Below are 17,315 nucleotides of genomic sequence, written 5' to 3' on the forward strand. Positions count from 1 at the left end.
GGTGACGTAGTCGACTGTTCTGTTTTTCTCGCCCTCGAGGGGTGGAGGGGTACCGAGATGGAACAGTCCACGATTAGCGACGGGAGTGACGACGAATTCCCACCTGAGAAGCGTCTTGAAGCACCGAATTACCGATTGATCAAGGCCGGTATCGCGACGATCCCGGATATGGAAACCCTCCAAGAGTGTGTTGCCTACGAGAACGCCCACCAGAATCGAACGCAGATTCTGCGCCGGCTCAAGTGGAAGGCCGAAGAGCTCCGTGAGGGCGAAGAGTAAGCTCTGATTTTAACCAACACACTCTGCGTGAGTTCACCCTTTTGTTGGTTAATCCGCTGGGCCTCTGTTTTTCGGGCCCCTGAAAGGGTGCGGGGCAGCCAGCAGCGGCCTCGCGAGCCTAATCATGTCCCTCGAGCTGAGCTCCAGCGCCAGCACCGCCCGCGAAATCGTCGCCGCCAGACAAACAGACTTCGTGGCGTTCCTCCACCGAGCTCCCTTTGCCGGCGATGCTCTCACCCTCGGATTTCTCCCCGGGTTCCGGGAAGACTGTGGGTATCAGACGGATCAGTACCTGAACCTCGAGATTCCCGTTGGGATGCTCGACAACGATTTCCGGAGTCCCGATCTGGAGCGGTTCGTCGACCGCTTCTTCGAGTACGAACCAACGGTCGGGGTCATCGGGGACGTCGACGAAATGGACGACGTCGACGCCCACGTCTCTGCTGCTCGTGAGATCCAAGCGAGCTATCCAGAGGCCGAGCTCATCGTCGTTCCGAAGTCGCGGGAGGTGATCGACGTGATACCCGAGACCCTCGTCCTCGGGTATTCACGGGGATACGCCAACCGCCTGGCCCACGAATTCTCCGACCCAGCCGATTGGAGAGGGCGGCGCGTTCATATCCTCGGCGGGAGTCCGCCCAAGCAGCTCGACGCCATTCGACAGTTGACCCGACCGACACTCACGGACGAGCCACCAGCCGACATCGTCGGCGTCGACTGGAACGGGCTGCACCGCGGCGCACAGTTCGGTGAGTTCTGGACGGCCGACGGCTGGGACGACAGCGGTCGCGACGCCGACCACGTCACCGTGCGAAAGACGGTGCGCCACAGCCTCGCTCGCGTCCGTGAGTTCTGGAGGGCGCACGGAATCTGGCCCGAAACGACACCGCAAGACAAGGGGCTCGACGTCGAGTACAAGGGACCGAGTCCTGTCGATCTCGAGGACGCCGCCTGTACCGAGTGCGGGACGAACGTCTGGCGAACTCGCCGCGGCCCGTACGTGGCCGAATACGATACCGGCGCAATCTGTGGATACTGCAGCTACGAGTGCTACTTCAACCACCGTCACCGGAACAACCTGGAGGAGATCGTCGGCGAGCAGAGCGTCTACCTCCCGCCGACGTGACTTCGCGACCTGTTTTTCGTGCCCCCAGAGAGGGCGAGGGCTCCTTCGAAAGCTCTCAGAGGTGACTTCCAGTGAGTCAACAACAGCGTCCTGACAACGTCTCGATCGACGAGATCCCGGTCGATATCGACAACACGCAATCAGCGGAGGTCGATTCCGCCGACGTCCCCGACGAAATCGAATCCATCACCCGTGACCTCGCCGGTGAGCAGCCACCTACGAATCCGCTGGTCGTACTAAAAGCGGCCCGGTGGTGGTACATTCACGGCAAGGGCGGTACGGATCCCGCCTTCCAGTGGGCCATCGAGTGGGCGCGTCATCTTGCGACTGACACGCCTAGCGACGTCGAGCGGTTCGACGAGTTCCTCGAGTACCTCATCACGGTCGGATTGGCCGAAGAAAAACGCTCTCTACGCGATGCCAAGACTCCCTAGAACTCTGGCAGTTCGCCTAGATTGTCGCTCGCGATGTTGTTCCCGTCAGTCCGAAGGTAGGTTGTCCCGTCAACTTCTACTGTCCCGACATCATCACCCTTTGTCCATTTCCCGTTGTCATTCTTGTACGCCGTACAGTACTCTTGTCCAACCGATAAGCTGAGGATGACGGCCATTCGCGATTTGGTATCTCGGTTGACTAGTTGATCTCCATCGTCCTCATATACCTGAACTTGTTCGATAGAGTCACCACTGTATCTTACTGCAGTGATTACGTAATCTGCCCATTTGCTCATGCAACAGCGTACTCAGACGTGTAGTGTAAAATGTTGGAAAGTGGAGTGAAACTGAACACGTTGCTGACGGCTGGAGAGCTAGTTGGTGAATTTCTGTTTTTGCGCCCCTGAGGGGTGCGGCGCGTTCTGAACTGCTGCAGTCGCCGTGAACTCGATTCGGAGAACACAATGGCTACGACTAGTGACTCGTCGGTCTCCTTCGACCAGACCGACACGCGATCCGACGAGATGAACAGTACGATCAAACAGTGGATCGACGACCTCGTCGCCGGCGTCGACGACGCACAGGCCAGCGAAGAGTTCCAAGAGTGGCTCGATGTCCAGAGTCGTTTCCACGACTACTCCTACCGAAACACACTCCTCATCAAGCGGCAGTGTCCCGAGGCGAGCCGGGTGGCGGGCTACCGGACGTGGCAGGAGGAGTTCGACCGCCACGTCACGGAGGGTGAGTCGGCCATCTGGATCTGGGCACCGATCATCTCCAAGCAGTGCCCGGAGTGCGAGAATTCACCGAGCTACCACGAGGACAGTGACTGTGAGTACGACGAGACGCCACCCGAGGAGTGGTCCGAGGGCCTCGTCGGGTTCAAGCCTGCTCCGGTGTTCGACGTCTCCCAGACCGAGGGCGAGCCGCTTCCCAACCTAGACACGGAAGCGACCGGGGACGCCGGCGACCTCGTCGAGCAGTTGACTGCCGCCGCTGACGACCTCGGCGTGACGGTGCGGATCGTACCAGCTGAGGAGTGGACCCACGGCGAGGCGAAGGGCATCTGCGAACAGCTGAGTCTCGTCGACGTCCAGCCGCTCGTCGAGGTGCGCGATCGGGCGAACGAGGCCGACCTCGCGCGGACGCTGATTCACGAGTACGCCCACGCTTTGCTCCACTTCGACGTCGACGACGACACCGAGCGGTCGAAACGCGAAGTCGAGGCCGAAGCCGTCGCGTACGTCGTCGGGCGCTACTGTGGGTTGGACACCAGCGGGTCTGCGTTCTACTTGGCCGCGTGGGAGTCGGACGATCCCGAGATCGTTCGCGACCGTCTCGACCGGATCAGCACCACTGCTGAAGAGATCATCGACGCTCTCGACAGCGCCGCTTAACCAACAAGAAGGGCCGTTAGCCTATTTTGTTGGTTAAGTCTTTCAGTGCCCGCAGAGGGGCGGAGGCACTCACCGGAGACCACGACCGATGACCGAGAGATACCTTTCCGTCGTTCTTGAGGAAGCAGAACAGATCGCAACCCACCACGAACAGGTCGCCCATTCGACCGAAAATACAGCCCACGAGTATCTGCGGTACGCGGTGCTGAAACTGCTCGAAGAGGGACCGTTCGATCCGGACAGTACACTCCCTCGAATCGACGATGTGACCGTCGGATACGGGCAGGATACGGCGATGTTCGAGAACTGGCACACCGACGTCGAGTGGTGGACGACAGTCCCCCCGCAGGAGGAGTGTACGCGCTTTCGGATCTTCTACCCCATCGAGCACGAGTCAGTTCCGCGCCTCATCGTCGACGTAATGAGTGCGCTTGGGGCGGGGCGGGTCTGGACCGGGAGCGCTGTCGACTGCGGGTCGTACGACCATCACGAGCGGCGTGAAGTCCACTTCCTGTGGCCACAGGGACATCCGGTCGAGGACCTCCTTCAGGAGCGAGTCCACGGGCCTGACGCCGTCGCGCCGGATGGTGGCTGTACAGGCGACGTACGCGATCGGATGGTTGCATCAGCGAACGGTGGGCAGGTCGATGATCTCGAACCTCGTACCCGTCGCGCGGTCACCGAGGAGATGTCGGTCTCGTTGCTGGAGAAGGGCGGTCGGTACGAGGTACAGTCGGCGTCTGAGAACCGCTACGATGTCGACGTCGTCGGCGAATCCTGTACCTGTCCAGACTGGGAGCAGCGCTCCCCCGCCGGCGGATGTAAGCACCTCCGTCGCGTCGATCACGAAATCAAGCGCGGGCGAGTCCCGCGACCGGATGGCAGACTCCCGGCCGATGCGGCTGATTCCGGTTAACCAACAGACCACCCTGTTCATCCCTCGCGTTGGTTAACACAGACAGTTACGACTCTCCTGCCGTCACGGGAGCTCTTCTGTGACGTCGACGAGTTCCTCCTCGGTCTGCCAGCGATACAGCCGTCCCTCTTGCTCGAACAGCTCGAAGACGCCGTCCTGCATCCAGCCGAAGGTATGTTCTTCGTCCTCGTACACCCGCTTGAGGACGTGGCTCTTCGCGAAGAACTCTGTCGTGCCGACGAGGAGGCCCTGCTCGACGAGAAAGTCACTCGGTTCCTTCTCGGCGACGCCAACGAGGTAGGTGACGATGTCGGCAATCAGGCAGAACTTCTGGATGCTGTTGTCCCATTCCCCGCGGATGTCGACCATTCGGAACGCGTAGGCGTCCTGCCGGCGATTGAGCCGGTCGACCACCAGATTCAGCCGCCGAATCGGCTCCCGGTCGTAGTTGCCCAGCACGAAGTACGAGCGCTCATTTTCGTAGACTGGGGTCAGTTCGCTCAGGGCGTGGAGGATCTCCTCGTTGTCCGCCAGCGAGATCGCTTCGTCGACGAGTTGATCCTTCACACTGGTGAGGACTTCTTCAGGGACCGGCGGTTTCTCGTCGGGCATAGATAACTCCCCTCAGCGTCGTGCGATATGATTTACGGAGTAATTCACTAGCTTAGTTAGATGCGATTTACTCCAGAGTGATTTACCTAAGGGTAAACTACTTGTCGCTAGGACGTGTATCGTGTTGTATGAGCACAGAAACGGGGACAGCTGAGGGGACGGAATCACGGGAACTCGTCCACTTTGTCACCCAACAGACGCGGTTCGCGCTGATCAACAACATCCTCCAGCATCCTGACCAGCTCCCCTCGATGTACGAACTCGAGGAGCTCAACCCCAGCGTGAGCGACGCCACCGTCTACAAACACATCCAGAAGTTGATCGATAATGGCATCGTGAAGGAGGTCACCCTGAACGACGACCAGCGCCGGCAGGGCTACCCTAGAAAGTTCTATGGGCTCACGGAGGAAGGCCGGGAGTTCCTCGACGATCATAACCTCCTCGCAGCAGAGGACACGCTCCAGCAGATCTACGACACCATCACTGACAAGCCCGAGAAGATGGTCAAGTACGAGAACGCTCCCCGTCCGGACGGCATCTGACCGTGCGTTCTATTCTAGAATAGTTTTCTATTCACTGATAGTGGTGTGGCAATCCCGGCTCAGTGATTTGTTTCGCGTTCTTGTGCGTGGATCAGCCGTGACAGCCTGCGTGCGTATCACCGACCGAACTTCTTTCAATAACGGCTATGAGCCTGAACTATGGAACGAAAACGCATATCGTCCGGAACCGAATGGGAGTCGAAAGTCGGGTACTCTCGGGCCGTTCAAACGGGCTCTCAAGTACACGTTTCTGGAACGACAGCGACTAGCGATGATGGTGATATAGTCGGCAAAGACGACGCATACAAACAGACAAAAAAAGCACTCCAGAATATTGAAAACGCCCTTCGAGAGACTGATGGGTCACTTGAGGACGTGGTCAGAACTCGAATGTTCGTCACCGATATAAATGAGTGGGAGGCAATTGGCGAGGCCCATGGTGAAGTGTTTCGTGACGTTCGCCCAGCCACCAGCATGATAGAGGTGAACCGCCTCATCGATCCGGAGTTACTCGTTGAGATTGAGGCGGTTGCGATTGTCCCAGAGTAAGTCCTTTCCCTGTACTGGGCGATTCATGAGTCTCCTGTACTGACCGATTCCAGTTTCGTGTAGGGAGTCCTCTACAACATCTTCATACCCGTGACGACTCAATATCTGATTAACCAACAAATCTATGCCGATACGCACGTTGTTGGTTAACACGAGGCGATCGCTAATGTCCGACAAGCCACCGACGCCGCCGGCAGACCTCTCGACGGAGATGGTCGACACCCTCAACAGTTACACGCCCGAGCAGCTCCGATACGTCGCACGCTACGCTGAAGCGCTGGCATCGCACAAAGCCCGCGGCGGCCACGTTGACGAAGCGCCGGATGACGACGAGGTCGACGAGCGGCCGGATGACCTTCCGGACGACGTCCCGTCGAAGGCCACAATCACGATCAAGGAGATCAACGATAACCGCTACTACTACTGGCAGTGGCGGGACGGTGAAAGGATCCGTTCTCAATATAAAGGGCCAGTCAACCCGGACGAGTAGTTCTGACATTCATCAGTGATGACGGTTGCTAATGGTCGCCGAGAGGCTGAACCATGTCCGTCAAAGTCGAATGCGACTTCTGTGGGAATACAGTTTCAAAATCTCCATCTGTAGTTGAGCGTACAAAACATCATTTTTGTGACCGAGAATGCTATGGTAACTGGCGCAGTGAGCAGCAGGACAGCAAAATTACTCTTAAATGCGACTACTGCGGGACTGAATACAGACGATATGAATCATCACTCAAGGAGGAACAAACACACACCTTCTGTAGCAAGGAGTGTGTGGGCCAATAGAAGGTAGAAAATCGGCCTCAGACAGAGTGTACACACTGTGGTTCAATCATCAAACGAATTCAGTCAGATATCGAATCGGCGGATCGCCATTTTTGTAGTCGAGAGTGTAAGTGGGACTGGCAGCAGAAGACAGCGACCTACGACTGGGAATCGACGCCGAACTATGGACCGTTATGGAAAGACCGTCGTGAACAGGTCTTAGAGCGGGATAATCGAACCTGCCAGGGCTGTGGTCGCACCGAAGACGAACTCGGATATACGCCGCGAGTTCATCATATCCGTCCGTTCGCTACATTCGACGATGGTGAGATCGAAGCTGCGCACGACCCGTCAAACCTGGTTTCGCTCTGTGAGCCGTGTCACACGAGGTGGGAAGGAATTCCAGTTCGGCCGAAATTGATTCGGTAGACACCCCGTGTGCGATATGAAATCCACAAAGATATCTGGTTTGTACCCCCCGTGTGCGAGATGATTCTATGCTCGTTTTGGACGGACCCCGTGTGAGAGATGAATCAGTTGACGAATCAAGCCCCGACACCCCGTGTGCGAAATGAAATCGTGTATACTATTGTCAGACATAGATCCCGAGAGCGACAGGTGGTCTCACACAATCACACCCCGTGTGCGAAATGAATCCGGCTGGGGCTGCGGTAGCGCTGGGTCCTACTTGCCCTCGAAGAAATCATCTATCTGTGCGTTGACAACAGACTTGATAAGATCACCCTCATCGTCTGCCTCCTCGAGCCGAATATCAGCCCGGAGGGTTTCAGCAACCACCCCTGGATCGTCAACGAACGAGTACTCTTTGTGAACCCCGCTCCCGTAGCCGCGGCCTCGTTTTTCTGAGGTGACGAAGTTGTACGTCTCCGCCTCACTCATATAGCGGAGATAGGAGTCGCGTGATTTTGTATCAGCGTCAAGTAGCTCAGTGAGGTACTGATACACACGATATGCGACCGTGCTGGGAACAGCGTTCAGGTTGCGCTGTGAGTAGACGGGGACGATCGCGGTTGCGTACAGCGAGAGCTTCTTTTGGGTCGAGAGTCCCTGCATCTGCGTCAGCGTCCGATCCCGTTCCGCTTCTTTCTGGGCATCGCGAACGTGTCCTTCATGAACCGTCTCTTCACCCTCTCGGTCCGCTATCTCGCCGGCTTTTCGGAACAGATCGATTGCTTTCCGCGCGTCGCCGTGGTCCTGCGCGGCAAACGCTGAGCTAAGTGGAATGATACCATCTTCAAGCACATCCTCTCGATACGCATCGCGACGTCGGCGAAGAATCGACTGGAGCTGGTCCGCATCGTAATCGGAGAAAACGACATCCTGCGGATTGAACGAACTCTCAGCTCGGCCGTCGAGGTTCTCCATAAACCGGGGGTCGTTTGTAAGCGCAGCAACGGACACGTGTCCCTCGATCTGGCCGAGCTGTGAGGCTCGAGAAAGCTGATACAGCAGCTTTGAGTATGCTGGTTCGTCGTTCGGGTCCCGCTGGCGGCCGACCAAGAGGTCAACCTCATCCAAGATGATAATGACCGAGTCAAAGTTGTTGCTCAGGACTTCATAGAACCGGTTGAGTTTCTGATCGGTCGAGACGCCGCTCTGAGGAACACCGATTTCAACGCCGGCTTCATTGGCAGCGTTTTCCACGAGACGATAGACGGCTCTGTCGTGGGACTTGATTGTCTGACAGTTGATTTTAATAACCCCAAACCGGTCGTCTTGGGCGTTCGCGAGTTCAAGCACCTGCTGACAGACCGCGTTGATGATGAGTGACTTCCCCGTCCCAGACGGGCCGTAGAGAAGCATATTGGGTGGGCGGTTCCCCTGTAACGCCGGTCGGAGATAGGTGATGATGTCGTCCAGTTGGTCATCACGCCCAACGATCCGGTCCTCGTCGATGACGGCATCCGGGTCAAGAAGTCCCTTATCTCGAAACACCGAGTTTTGAACGCCCTCCTGGAGGCGACCTTTGATGGATTGTGAAAGGGACTGTTGATCCTCGCCGTCAGCCATATTTGTGGAGTTAGGTCGAAACTATAAATAAATATGGGTACCGTGTGCGAGATTAAATTTGGTGAATTCTACCGATACAGACGGTATCACGAAGGGTAGCCAAATTAATGCCGTAACCGCGGGCAAGATCAATTAGTCGGAGTGACCCCCCGTGTGCGAGATGAAATGTTGATCAGATCGTCGACCAGCTGTCGACGTCAAGGCGAGACAGACGATCTCGGTGGCAGTACTCCCCGTGTACAAGATGAAACACCTGAGGCATTCCTGACCAGCCGTGTCGATAATACCGGTTGAGGATCTTGAGTGGGGTTTGATCGTGTCGGGAGGTAACCCCCACACCCCGTGTGCGATATGAAATCGGGAAGATAGTGGGGAGGGGTAGCAGGAAGGAGAGCTCGTGAAGCATCGAAAATATACGATTCCTCGGGAAAGAGACCTCAAAGACGCTGATACTAGGATGGGGTATATATCATAGAAACCTTTACGTAGCCACTCTAATAACAATATCCGCAATAAGACTAAACTCGGTTAAAACGAAACATACTGTTTCGTGGAATAACCGAGTCCGCCCGTGGGTTTACGTCTCTATGTACCTGGCGCCTCTATCGGGTTTACGCCTTCTCGCGGGCTCTCTCATCCAATTTCGAGATGTCCGAGCGGGTTGTCGCTACCCACCGTCTCGGCAAATTCATATCGCACACGGGGTGTGGGGGTTCGACTCCGCCGGAATCAGATTAACCAACAAACTACCTTCGAACGACCCTGTATTGGTTAATAGCCTCACGTGTTTGCATACTCCGTCAACTTCGGGACTCACATCTCAGTAAGTTCTCAACGAATCTCTGTCCGATCCCTGCCAAGCAGTATCAGCACACTCTCGACGACTCCGACGTGGTGCGTTTCGAAGTACGACGTTTCGTACGATCATAACTCCTCGTGGGTAACCACGACCTGATCTCGCGAGCGCTTGCTGTCGGCGACGACAACAACGGTGGGTTCTCCAACAACGACGTCGCAGCCTGGACGGAGACCACCAGCAACTCTAACCAGCCACCGACCAGATCTGGACTAACCGTGATATCAATTTACTCATCCGCTGTATCTGCTTTATTCACTGTCGATGATCGCCTCTACGGATGGGGTTCTGTTTCCATCCTTGAGAACTGATAGGACCGGCGTGTGAGCTATAGGGGAGAAGGTCTGACGGAGGTATTGTTCCATTCACGCCGGATAGGCACGGTTGGTCGTTTGGTGTCCATCAGTGTTTTATTACTGTATTAAAACGAGCCAATACCATGTCTGGGTCGAAAGACGACCCCGTGTCGTCACTCTCGGAACTCGCTGTCTCGTTCCCGAACGCGGGCGAACTGACGGCTACGGACCTCTCTGATGGGTTACGCTCGCAGTTTGCCGACGCGGCGATCATTAGGCTGGGCGAAGCCTCACACGGCACCCAAGAGTTCTTTGAACTACGATTCCGGCTCACCCGCCTCCTCGTGGAAGAGTTTGGGGTCCGTGCGATCGGTATTGAGGCCGGGTTCGACCCGCTGTGTCGGGTCGCCGAACTCGTCGGCGCCGTCGGCGGCTGTCTCCCACTCCAGGACGCGGCCGTCGTCCAGAAAGTCGATGCTAAACGCCATCTAGGTCTCTCTGATGTTCGAGTCGCCGATAAGGTGTGGCGTGTCGTTTCCGGATTTCAACGTATGGCCCCAAGAACGCCTCTACTGGTGTTTTCTGACCGCTTGTCTGTGTTCCGCTACTTCTGGAACGATTTCCGGAATTCAGCCGGTGTACTTACCACTGTGGGAATATAAGAATCTGCCAAAGAACTATGTTCCTCTGAGCCGTGCGTTTCTATATGAACGACCGAAACCCACCAGATGAGTTTGCAGACGTCAACAAAGCGGTTGGTGAGGAATGGGAAGCAGAAACAACACCCTATGAGCGCATTCGACACGTCGTCGCGCATACGTACAGCCCCGTCTCAGCTGATGCCGTAGCTGACGATGCACAGACTGCTCCAAAGACCGCTCGTAAGCACCTGAACACACTCGCAGACGAGGGGTTTGTCGAGACGACACCCGGCGAACAGGGTGGCACGCTCTATCGCCGCTCTCCCGAATCGCTTGTCGTCCAACAGGTTGCCGACATTCTTGAGCACGTCTCGACCGATGAACTCGTCACCCGAATTCAGGAGATGCGCGAGGAACTCACCGAGTATCGGTCCGAATTCGGTGTTGATTCCCCCGAAGAATTAGCGGTCAACCAGACGAACCAGGCCCTCAGCGAGACCGGGTCCCCACAAGACGAGGTCGACCCAGAGACGATTCGTGAGTGGAAGACGCTCCGTCGGAACCTCGCGTTCGCGAACGCTGCCCTCTCGATCGGTAATGCCGAGCAATTCGTCGACAGTGACCGTCGGTCGACTGACGACACCGTCCCTGTCTGAGTAATGCGGGATTCTCCTGACCAAGCAGAAACCCATACTCTTCGGGGGGCTACGGATCGTCCAGTACTGCAGACGATTCGTGACGTCGTCGAGCAAATGGAACCACTCGCGACAGCTAAACTCGACGACTACCTCCACCCATCAGTCCTCGAAATTATGCTTGACGACGGGCTGTGTGGGGCCGACGAGGCCCGAATCGACATCCAGTGGACGACACAGAACGATTATAAATTCCATTATACAGACACGGAAGCGGTGAATTTCCGGTGGGGAAAGCATCCACACGCCGGAGACTACATTCACGTCGATGGGTTCGAACACTATCATCCACCGCCGAATGCGAGTTCTGACCCAGACGAGATCGAAGCGTCCTGTATCACTCAGTCGCCCGAAGAATTGGTCACTCGTGCGGTCCTCAAACTCTGGCGGGTCGCTTACCACACGGACTCGTATGAGCCACTTAATGCAGGTCGCAACCCGCCGTAGGAACCAATCCGAGTGCTTTCCTCCACGAACCCCCACTGAGAAGAGACTTCTTCAACCGATAGGCTTCAGCGACTTCATAGAGAAATCTGACTTTGAGCAATACCGTTCTGCAAGCTCCATCAACGCTCGAGTCCGTCGAATATCGGCGACGTTGTGAGTGATGAGTGGCTCGTAGGTGCCCCCCTTCCATGCGGTGACTGCCTCGCTACTGTCGGTGAATGGATCCAGCTCGTTCAATCCGGCGCCAATCAGTTCCTCGTAGACGCCACTCAGCGTATCTTCACTCGTATTGAAGCGTGTCTCGAAGACGTCCATCACGTCGACGTATGGCAACGCGCCAAACGGCCACTCGAGCCCGTGCGTACAGAGCCGTGTGCGAAGGGACGGGAGGTCGAATCCTCCGTCTCACCGCTCACTGTTGTACGCAACGAGCTTTGCATCACCTTGGGTGAGTGTCGACGTGACAAATGTCGCCAGTTCGTTCAGGAGTTCCTGTTCGCTGTCGTAGAGTGAGAGCTGTACCGGTGTCTGGAGAGCGTCGTTGAGCCGATCTGCGAGGCCTGCTTGTGGTGCCGTTCCGGTATGGAGAAACACTCGCGACGAGACCGCCGAGTCGAACCCTACTACTGTGAGTTCATCATCGGCCTGAAATCCCGTCGTTTCGATATCGAATGCAATCGTCGTCAACTCCGTCATTCCACACCCCCAGTGCCACTATCGCCGGAGGATTGCTGCTGTTCGCCCCCAGTTTCCGAAAGCCGTCGTTCAAGCTCTGCGAGGTGTTGCTCGTGATCGTCGAGCCGGCCTTCTTGTTCGAGATCGATGCTTCAACGGCTCTCGGAGACCGCACAGATCGACATCGACCATCCGAAACACGACTATCTCGCACCGCACGGCGGTCGCCGCGGGATGGGTGAGGTTCTTGTCCGGGCATTCGGGTACACGGTTGCAGCACGATATCTCGACAATTCGGAAGAGATGGTTCGTGAACGCTACTCACACATCGAAGCCGGTGAGTTAGGTGATGTCGCGACTGAGCCCCTCGACGAAATTGATGAATGAACTGAGTCCTGCGATTCTTGTCCCGGCTACGCTTGTCTAGATGTCCATATGGCGTGGTTACGATGTCCTTTGACTTCTGGACGTAACGATCTCCTTGGAGTACGTTCGTGTGGAACTAGAGCAAGGCCAGTGTGCATTCATCACCACCGGATCTCAGGTAGCCATCGGGAGGTCTGAGTCGGGGACGTGACGTGCCAGTTAATAGCCGACTTCTATCGGGAACGCCGTGGTGACCGCATCGGTCTGAGCGGCCCACTTCTTGCACTCCGCCTTGGTCGGGAACGCGTTTGCATACGGACAGAACAGAGCAGAAAAGATGGGAAGCGATCAAACCATACTCTCGCAAAGCTAAGACGATGAGCATATTTTCGGAAAATATCACAGATTAGCATTCGATACGTTTCTACATCGAGCATCAAGCGACGACAGATCGCGGTTGACACTCCACCAGATCTGTTCGATCGGATTGAGATCTGGTGAATACCGCGGTAATGCTACTCTTGTCATATCAATCTCTTCTACTATATTATTGATATATTCAGAAAAATGAGATAAAAAGTTGTCGCAAACGATTATGATCGGTCGGTCTGGATTCTTTTCGCGAATCTTGTGGGGTAATAATTGCCCACAGATTCCTCGCTTAGATCCGCTTTGCAGTCGACGACACTTGTTCCGTTGGACGTGTAAAATCCGAAGACGACGTCGTCAAAATTCTCTATCGGTGTCTCTTTTTGTATCGTTGGTTTCTCGAAGGCCACAACCGCCGACTGTTGTCGGTTGGTCGAGGCCACGCTTCGTCAAGAAACCCGACGACGGCACCGCCATCGGTCATTGAGTCGTCGTCAAGATCGTCGAGAGCGGCTTCGAGACGTTCTTCGAGCTGCTCTTCGGCATCGTCAGGATGATCTGGAGATTCTGGTCGAGGGATTGTATATTTAAATCAAAGATATTTGAGAATTCGCAAAAAATGTCGATACGCGTAAGATACCTCAAATGCGTCTTCGATAAGCCGCTGAATTTCGTGGGTGGTGAGCGGTTGATGCTGTTCGAGCACCTCTCGAAACTTTTCGCGTTGGTGTTCGTCAAGTTTCGGCGGACGACCATCACTGAACTCTGGTCGAAGACCGTCGACAGCGCCGTCGTTCCAGCGACCGATCCAGCGGCTCGCGGTCGGCGTCAAGACGCCGACACGCGTCGCCGCTTCGGTAACTGTATTGCCGAGATAAACGTTTTTAATCAAGTATAATCGCCGGACGAGATGTGGTTCTTCGTCCGATTAAGCTTGATCAATCGTCTCATCAATCTCTTCTTCACTGAGGTGTTTGACGAGTTGCTTCGACAGTCCGGACATATCTCATACTCTCGCTTAAATATTACAAATTCTCGACTATCACTAAAGCCGAGCGAGCGCTGATTGTAGCGGGTATCGTCGATTCTGTCGTTGTGCGCGTGGTTGTACGGAGCGAAGATACGGTGCTTGATCAGCGGTCTGGTCCCGAGATCGCGTAATCCTTCACGAAGCGATTGCTTGTCGTATCCTTTATCGGCGGCAAGAGACCGCCGATCGCCCGCATTCCGGCGGGCGATCTGCTCGGCGAGATCTGCGTCACTTCCTTCTCGATTCGTTGAGCAGTGGACGGCAAGAACAGCTTGAGACGCGATATCGACGATTTTTGTGACTTTGAGCTTCTGAACGCGGTAGCTGATTCGCTGGCAGTAGTGGCGGCTGGCTGGTGAGCGGTCGTAGAACGTCGCGTCGATCGCGGCATGTTCAGAGAGATCGTGCAGCTGCGCCGACTGGCGCAGAAGCACTCGGCACACGGTCATACTGATCCGGTCGAACGTCTTACACAACGTGGATGGTGCGGGGAGATCGGCCGTGTTAAGGCCGATATCTCCGGTTCTTTGTGGGATTTCTTTGAGCAGATCGATTATCATGAGGTAAACTGACATTATGCTGGATAATCCACAGACTCAAAGCCCTTCTATGTCCAATAAACACGCCAAAGGGGACAAATAGCCCTTTGTGTGAAGATAGTAGAATATTACACAAGCTTTGTATAGTAGAAAATCCTATTGGTAAGTAACATGGTTGAGTGCTGTAAAGTCGGTATGGCTATCGACAAATACGAACTGAAACACGATGTCGTGACAGGGGATATTAATGAGTATCTCCTAGCGAGATGGAATGGACATAACGAATTTCCCGAGACTGGGCTGAGAGCCCTCACTGATTATTTTAATCAAAAAATTCTAAAGAAAGTCTACACGGAGAACAATCGCCGAACTGTTGAAACCCAGATTGAGTCAGACTATGAAGCGCTCACCGGAGATGACGAGATCGCAAAAGAAGAGATTATTGCAGATCTTGAAACCGACGGTATTGATGGGCAGCAGCTTGCAGACGACTTCATTTCCACAAGTACTCTATATCGACACTTCAACGGCTGTCTCGAAGCTGAAAAAGAGAGCAGCCAGGATAGTTCAGATTCGAATTGGGAAGCAGAGAGTATCCAATACGCTCTGAACAACGCACTCGAAAATTCTCTAAAGGCGTTGAAGTCTCTTGAAAAGAAAGAAAAAATCCCCCACGCGACAAAGGCAGAAGTGAGCGTTTCCTTGATACTTTCCTGCCCGGAGTGTACGACACGAGTCCAGTTCAAGCGGGCAAAAGAACGAGGCTACATCTGCAAAGAGCACATGAGCGAATCTGATGATCTGTCTGAGCTTTTCGGAGAGGGAACCACCGAGACGCAAGAAGAGGATTTCCAAGCCTCTCTCGGATAGCAACTTAACCAGATCCAGCCAGTCACTTTCTCGATTGATATTTTCACGTGAGGGTGTCATAGCAGTACTTCCGAGGTTCAGCGGTACAGATCGGGATTAACGACCAGATTCTCGGCGAGCATGCTGACTGAAACTATGAGCAATCGGAATCAGTGGCAACCGAAGTCAATAGCCGAGTCGATGAGGACATGGTTCTGCCTGTTGGTGTAATATTGTCCGACCGAACAGGAGTTCACTTCCGATATACGGCCAGTGAGAGAGCGCTGCCGCTCAGCGGCAGGCACTCTCGTCAAGCTTAGCGCCTACCACGGAGAGTAGCTCTGGAGTGCTCTGTAGACTTGATGGAAACGCTGCTACCCTAGGAGAAGTGAAACAAGATATGGGGCGAAAGAGACCGACAAGGATTCCGTGCCACAGAGCACGTTCTGTTGACTGGTCCGTGTGCGAAAGAAGCCGAGTCATGGACGATACAGCCCGGATTGCGCGCGCCGCGGCATCCGGGAAAGCCCGAATAGGTAAGTCTCTGCTTCACGTGCTGGCGTCCCGGGTGAACGAACCATGTACCTCGGAATCGACGTCCACAATCGGTACGCACAGGTGGCAGTGATGGATGAAGCTGGGACGATCATCAAAGAGGTTCGCGTCGAGAACGCGAACTTCGATGACCTCGCCCAGCGGTACGCCGGCGCACAAGCCGTGCTTGAGGCGACTTCCAACTACTACCACATCCACGATACTCTGTCGGAGTACTTGGATGTGACCGTCGCTCATCCCAAAAAGATCAACCAGATCGCAGACAACGACAAGAAACCCGACCGCATGGACCCGAAAGAACTCGCGCGGATGCTCCGGTCGAACTCGGTGCCTGAAAGCTACGTTCAAACCGAGTGAGGGAAGCCCGTGCACTCGTGCGCGGGCGACAGATATATTAGTCGAAAAATGCACCAAGTACGCCAACAAAGTCACGGACTCCGCTCCGATCACGGCATCACTGAAGACGTGAAACCACTGACTGTGACGGGACGAGAGTCCCTGCGGAGACTCTCGCTCCCGACGACGTTTGACACGTTGTGGAGTCGTATCTCGACCTGATCGAGTCGCTCACCGACGAAATTGAGAAGCTTGAGAAGACAATTGAATAACGCGCGGTCGAGTTAAGTTAGTGAATGAGGCGTTCGACTTCAGAGTGCTTATGACCAAAATAGACGCCTCAGCGAATGTATCGCGTGGATCGACTTGTCGTTTGTGGAGCGAGATCGAACGCCGCGCTGGGTGATTAAAAAAAGGAATTCGCTATCATTTGACCGATATCTCTCTTCGAGAGGTGAGTAAATTTCTTGAACAATATGGGATCGATCGGAATCATGTCGCTATTCACAATTGAGTTCATAACCCGATCTACAGCCGATCTCGGCGGTCTTCGAGGATCAACTCGCGGTTGATGAAAAGATGATCCTCCTTCACGGTTAGCAGTTCTGGCTGTACGGCGCGGTTGATCCATAGACGAACGAAATCATTCACGTGAGCCTCTATCCGACCGCAAATAAACAGACGACGCGATGGTTTCTCACCGAGCTAAACCGGCGTTACCAACTCGATGATGTGACGTTTCTCGTCGATGACGCAGACTATCTTGGACTAGGTCTTGCTGAAGATGGTATTGATTTCAAGTCATTCAACATAAAAATCGGAATGCTATCGAACATGTCTTTTGTGAGGTAAAAACGCAGAACGATATGTTTCTCAAACTGTTTCAACAACGCCGAAGCAGAAACTGCTAATGAGTGGCTGAGATCGTTCGCTTTCGCATGGAATCAGCTATCTGAACATTACCTAGCAACTTGGGTAGGCTTTATTAGTAGAGAAGCCCAGTGATACTT

General features: G+C 54.8%; 19 protein-coding genes and 4 pseudogenes. 17 read left to right on the plus strand and 6 right to left on the minus strand.

The window, feature by feature from the left end:
- Window positions 1-57 precede the first annotated feature (57 nt).
- The 3 genes from Hrr1229_RS17265 (at window position 58) to Hrr1229_RS17275 (ending at window position 1,839) form a co-directional block, all read left to right on the plus strand.
- A complete protein-coding gene (locus tag Hrr1229_RS17265) occupies window positions 58-279 on the plus strand; it encodes a hypothetical protein (RefSeq protein ID WP_123115183.1) in 222 nt (73 codons plus the stop codon).
- Window positions 280-403: 124 nt separating this feature from the next.
- Window positions 404-1,405 carry a DUF6610 family protein gene (locus tag Hrr1229_RS17270; RefSeq protein ID WP_123115184.1) on the plus strand — a complete coding sequence of 334 codons (1,002 nt, stop codon included), beginning with the start codon at window positions 404-406 and terminating at the stop codon, window positions 1,403-1,405.
- A 71-nt stretch (window positions 1,406-1,476) separates the two neighbouring features.
- Window positions 1,477-1,839 (plus strand): hypothetical protein, encoded by a 363-nt coding sequence (locus tag Hrr1229_RS17275; protein WP_123115185.1) that lies wholly within the window; start codon window positions 1,477-1,479, stop codon window positions 1,837-1,839.
- On the opposite strand, the gene Hrr1229_RS17280 is transcribed toward Hrr1229_RS17275, so the two are convergent.
- A complete protein-coding gene (locus tag Hrr1229_RS17280) occupies window positions 1,836-2,135 on the minus strand; it encodes a DUF3892 domain-containing protein (RefSeq protein WP_121538228.1) in 300 nt (99 codons plus the stop codon). The genes Hrr1229_RS17275 and Hrr1229_RS17280 overlap by 4 nt on opposite strands.
- Before the next feature lie 168 nt (window positions 2,136-2,303).
- On the opposite strand from Hrr1229_RS17280, the gene Hrr1229_RS17285 reads away from it, so the two are divergent.
- Together Hrr1229_RS17285 and Hrr1229_RS17290 are read left to right on the plus strand one after the other, a co-directional pair.
- The gene (locus Hrr1229_RS17285) at window positions 2,304-3,236 is read left to right on the plus strand and encodes an ArdC-like ssDNA-binding domain-containing protein (RefSeq protein WP_123115186.1); all 933 of its coding nucleotides are present in this window, start codon (window positions 2,304-2,306) and stop codon (window positions 3,234-3,236) included.
- 88 nt (window positions 3,237-3,324) lie between these two features.
- Window positions 3,325-4,152: a hypothetical protein gene (locus tag Hrr1229_RS17290; protein WP_123115187.1), complete on the plus strand. Its 828-nt coding sequence runs from the start codon at window positions 3,325-3,327 to the stop codon at window positions 4,150-4,152.
- A 63-nt stretch (window positions 4,153-4,215) separates the two neighbouring features.
- Here the strand turns inward: Hrr1229_RS17290 and Hrr1229_RS17295 are convergent, their stop codons facing one another.
- Entirely contained in the window at window positions 4,216-4,764 is a 549-nt protein-coding gene (locus tag Hrr1229_RS17295) for a hypothetical protein (protein ID WP_123115188.1), read from the minus strand.
- 128 nt (window positions 4,765-4,892) lie between these two features.
- Here Hrr1229_RS17295 and Hrr1229_RS17300 point away from each other — a divergent pair, with 128 nt between their 5' ends.
- The 4 genes from Hrr1229_RS17300 to Hrr1229_RS18310 all read left to right on the plus strand — a co-directional run bounded on the left by Hrr1229_RS17300 (window position 4,893) and on the right by Hrr1229_RS18310 (window position 7,049).
- A complete protein-coding gene (locus tag Hrr1229_RS17300; RefSeq protein WP_123115189.1) occupies window positions 4,893-5,306 on the plus strand; it encodes a helix-turn-helix transcriptional regulator in 414 nt (137 codons plus the stop codon).
- A 159-nt stretch (window positions 5,307-5,465) separates the two neighbouring features.
- The gene (locus Hrr1229_RS17305; protein ID WP_123115190.1) at window positions 5,466-5,855 is read left to right on the plus strand and encodes a RidA family protein; all 390 of its coding nucleotides are present in this window, start codon (window positions 5,466-5,468) and stop codon (window positions 5,853-5,855) included.
- A gap of 166 nt (window positions 5,856-6,021) precedes the next feature.
- A complete protein-coding gene (locus Hrr1229_RS17310) occupies window positions 6,022-6,345 on the plus strand; it encodes a hypothetical protein (protein WP_123115191.1) in 324 nt (107 codons plus the stop codon).
- 572 nt (window positions 6,346-6,917) lie between these two features.
- On the plus strand, window positions 6,918-7,049 hold the full coding sequence (locus Hrr1229_RS18310) for a hypothetical protein (RefSeq protein WP_255212621.1): 132 nt from the start codon (window positions 6,918-6,920) through the stop codon (window positions 7,047-7,049).
- 255 nt (window positions 7,050-7,304) lie between these two features.
- On the opposite strand, the gene Hrr1229_RS17320 is transcribed toward Hrr1229_RS18310, so the two are convergent.
- Window positions 7,305-8,651 carry an orc1/cdc6 family replication initiation protein gene (locus tag Hrr1229_RS17320; RefSeq protein WP_004595565.1) on the minus strand — a complete coding sequence of 449 codons (1,347 nt, stop codon included), beginning with the start codon at window positions 8,649-8,651 and terminating at the stop codon, window positions 7,305-7,307.
- A gap of 1,295 nt (window positions 8,652-9,946) precedes the next feature.
- Between Hrr1229_RS17320 and Hrr1229_RS17325 the strand changes: the two genes are divergently transcribed.
- Genes Hrr1229_RS17325 through Hrr1229_RS17335 form a run of 3 tightly spaced genes read left to right on the plus strand, consistent with a single transcriptional unit; the run spans window position 9,947 to window position 11,586 of the window.
- Window positions 9,947-10,465, plus strand: a complete 519-nt coding sequence (locus tag Hrr1229_RS17325; protein ID WP_176329446.1) for a hypothetical protein — start codon at window positions 9,947-9,949, stop codon at window positions 10,463-10,465.
- Window positions 10,466-10,509: 44 nt separating this feature from the next.
- Entirely contained in the window at window positions 10,510-11,100 is a 591-nt protein-coding gene (locus Hrr1229_RS17330) for an Rrf2 family transcriptional regulator (protein WP_123115192.1), read from the plus strand.
- 3 nt (window positions 11,101-11,103) lie between these two features.
- On the plus strand, window positions 11,104-11,586 hold the full coding sequence (locus Hrr1229_RS17335) for a hypothetical protein (protein ID WP_123115193.1): 483 nt from the start codon (window positions 11,104-11,106) through the stop codon (window positions 11,584-11,586).
- A gap of 51 nt (window positions 11,587-11,637) precedes the next feature.
- On the opposite strand, the gene Hrr1229_RS18315 is transcribed toward Hrr1229_RS17335, so the two are convergent.
- Window positions 11,638-11,901: a hypothetical protein gene (locus tag Hrr1229_RS18315; protein WP_255212600.1), complete on the minus strand. Its 264-nt coding sequence runs from the start codon at window positions 11,899-11,901 to the stop codon at window positions 11,638-11,640.
- Between the two features lie 90 nt (window positions 11,902-11,991).
- Window positions 11,992-12,282 (minus strand): hypothetical protein, encoded by a 291-nt coding sequence (locus Hrr1229_RS18320; protein ID WP_255212601.1) that lies wholly within the window; start codon window positions 12,280-12,282, stop codon window positions 11,992-11,994.
- A 117-nt stretch (window positions 12,283-12,399) separates the two neighbouring features.
- Between Hrr1229_RS18320 and Hrr1229_RS17345 the strand changes: the two are divergent.
- A pseudogene (locus Hrr1229_RS17345) lies at window positions 12,400-12,648 on the plus strand (site-specific integrase); the annotation flags it as partial.
- 967 nt (window positions 12,649-13,615) lie between these two features.
- Window positions 13,616-13,894, plus strand: coding sequence for a hypothetical protein (locus Hrr1229_RS18325; protein WP_255212602.1), 279 nt, complete (start codon window positions 13,616-13,618; stop codon window positions 13,892-13,894).
- A gap of 155 nt (window positions 13,895-14,049) precedes the next feature.
- Here Hrr1229_RS18325 and Hrr1229_RS17360 read toward each other — a convergent pair.
- A pseudogene (locus Hrr1229_RS17360) lies at window positions 14,050-14,580 on the minus strand (transposase); the annotation flags it as partial.
- 180 nt (window positions 14,581-14,760) lie between these two features.
- On the opposite strand from Hrr1229_RS17360, the gene rdfA reads away from it, so the two are divergent.
- The 3 genes and pseudogenes from rdfA (at window position 14,761) to Hrr1229_RS17375 (ending at window position 17,310) form a co-directional block, all read left to right on the plus strand.
- Window positions 14,761-15,435: a rod-determining factor RdfA gene (rdfA, locus tag Hrr1229_RS17365; RefSeq protein ID WP_176329447.1), complete on the plus strand. Its 675-nt coding sequence runs from the start codon at window positions 14,761-14,763 to the stop codon at window positions 15,433-15,435.
- A gap of 558 nt (window positions 15,436-15,993) precedes the next feature.
- Window positions 15,994-16,574: pseudogene (locus Hrr1229_RS17370) on the plus strand (transposase); the annotation flags it as partial.
- A gap of 82 nt (window positions 16,575-16,656) precedes the next feature.
- Window positions 16,657-17,310, plus strand: a pseudogene (locus Hrr1229_RS17375) (IS6 family transposase).
- The last annotated feature ends 5 nt before the right edge of the window (window positions 17,311-17,315 follow it).

The sequence above is a fragment of the Halorubrum sp. CBA1229 genome (genome assembly GCF_003721435.2).
Classification (GTDB): domain Archaea; phylum Halobacteriota; class Halobacteria; order Halobacteriales; family Haloferacaceae; genus Halorubrum.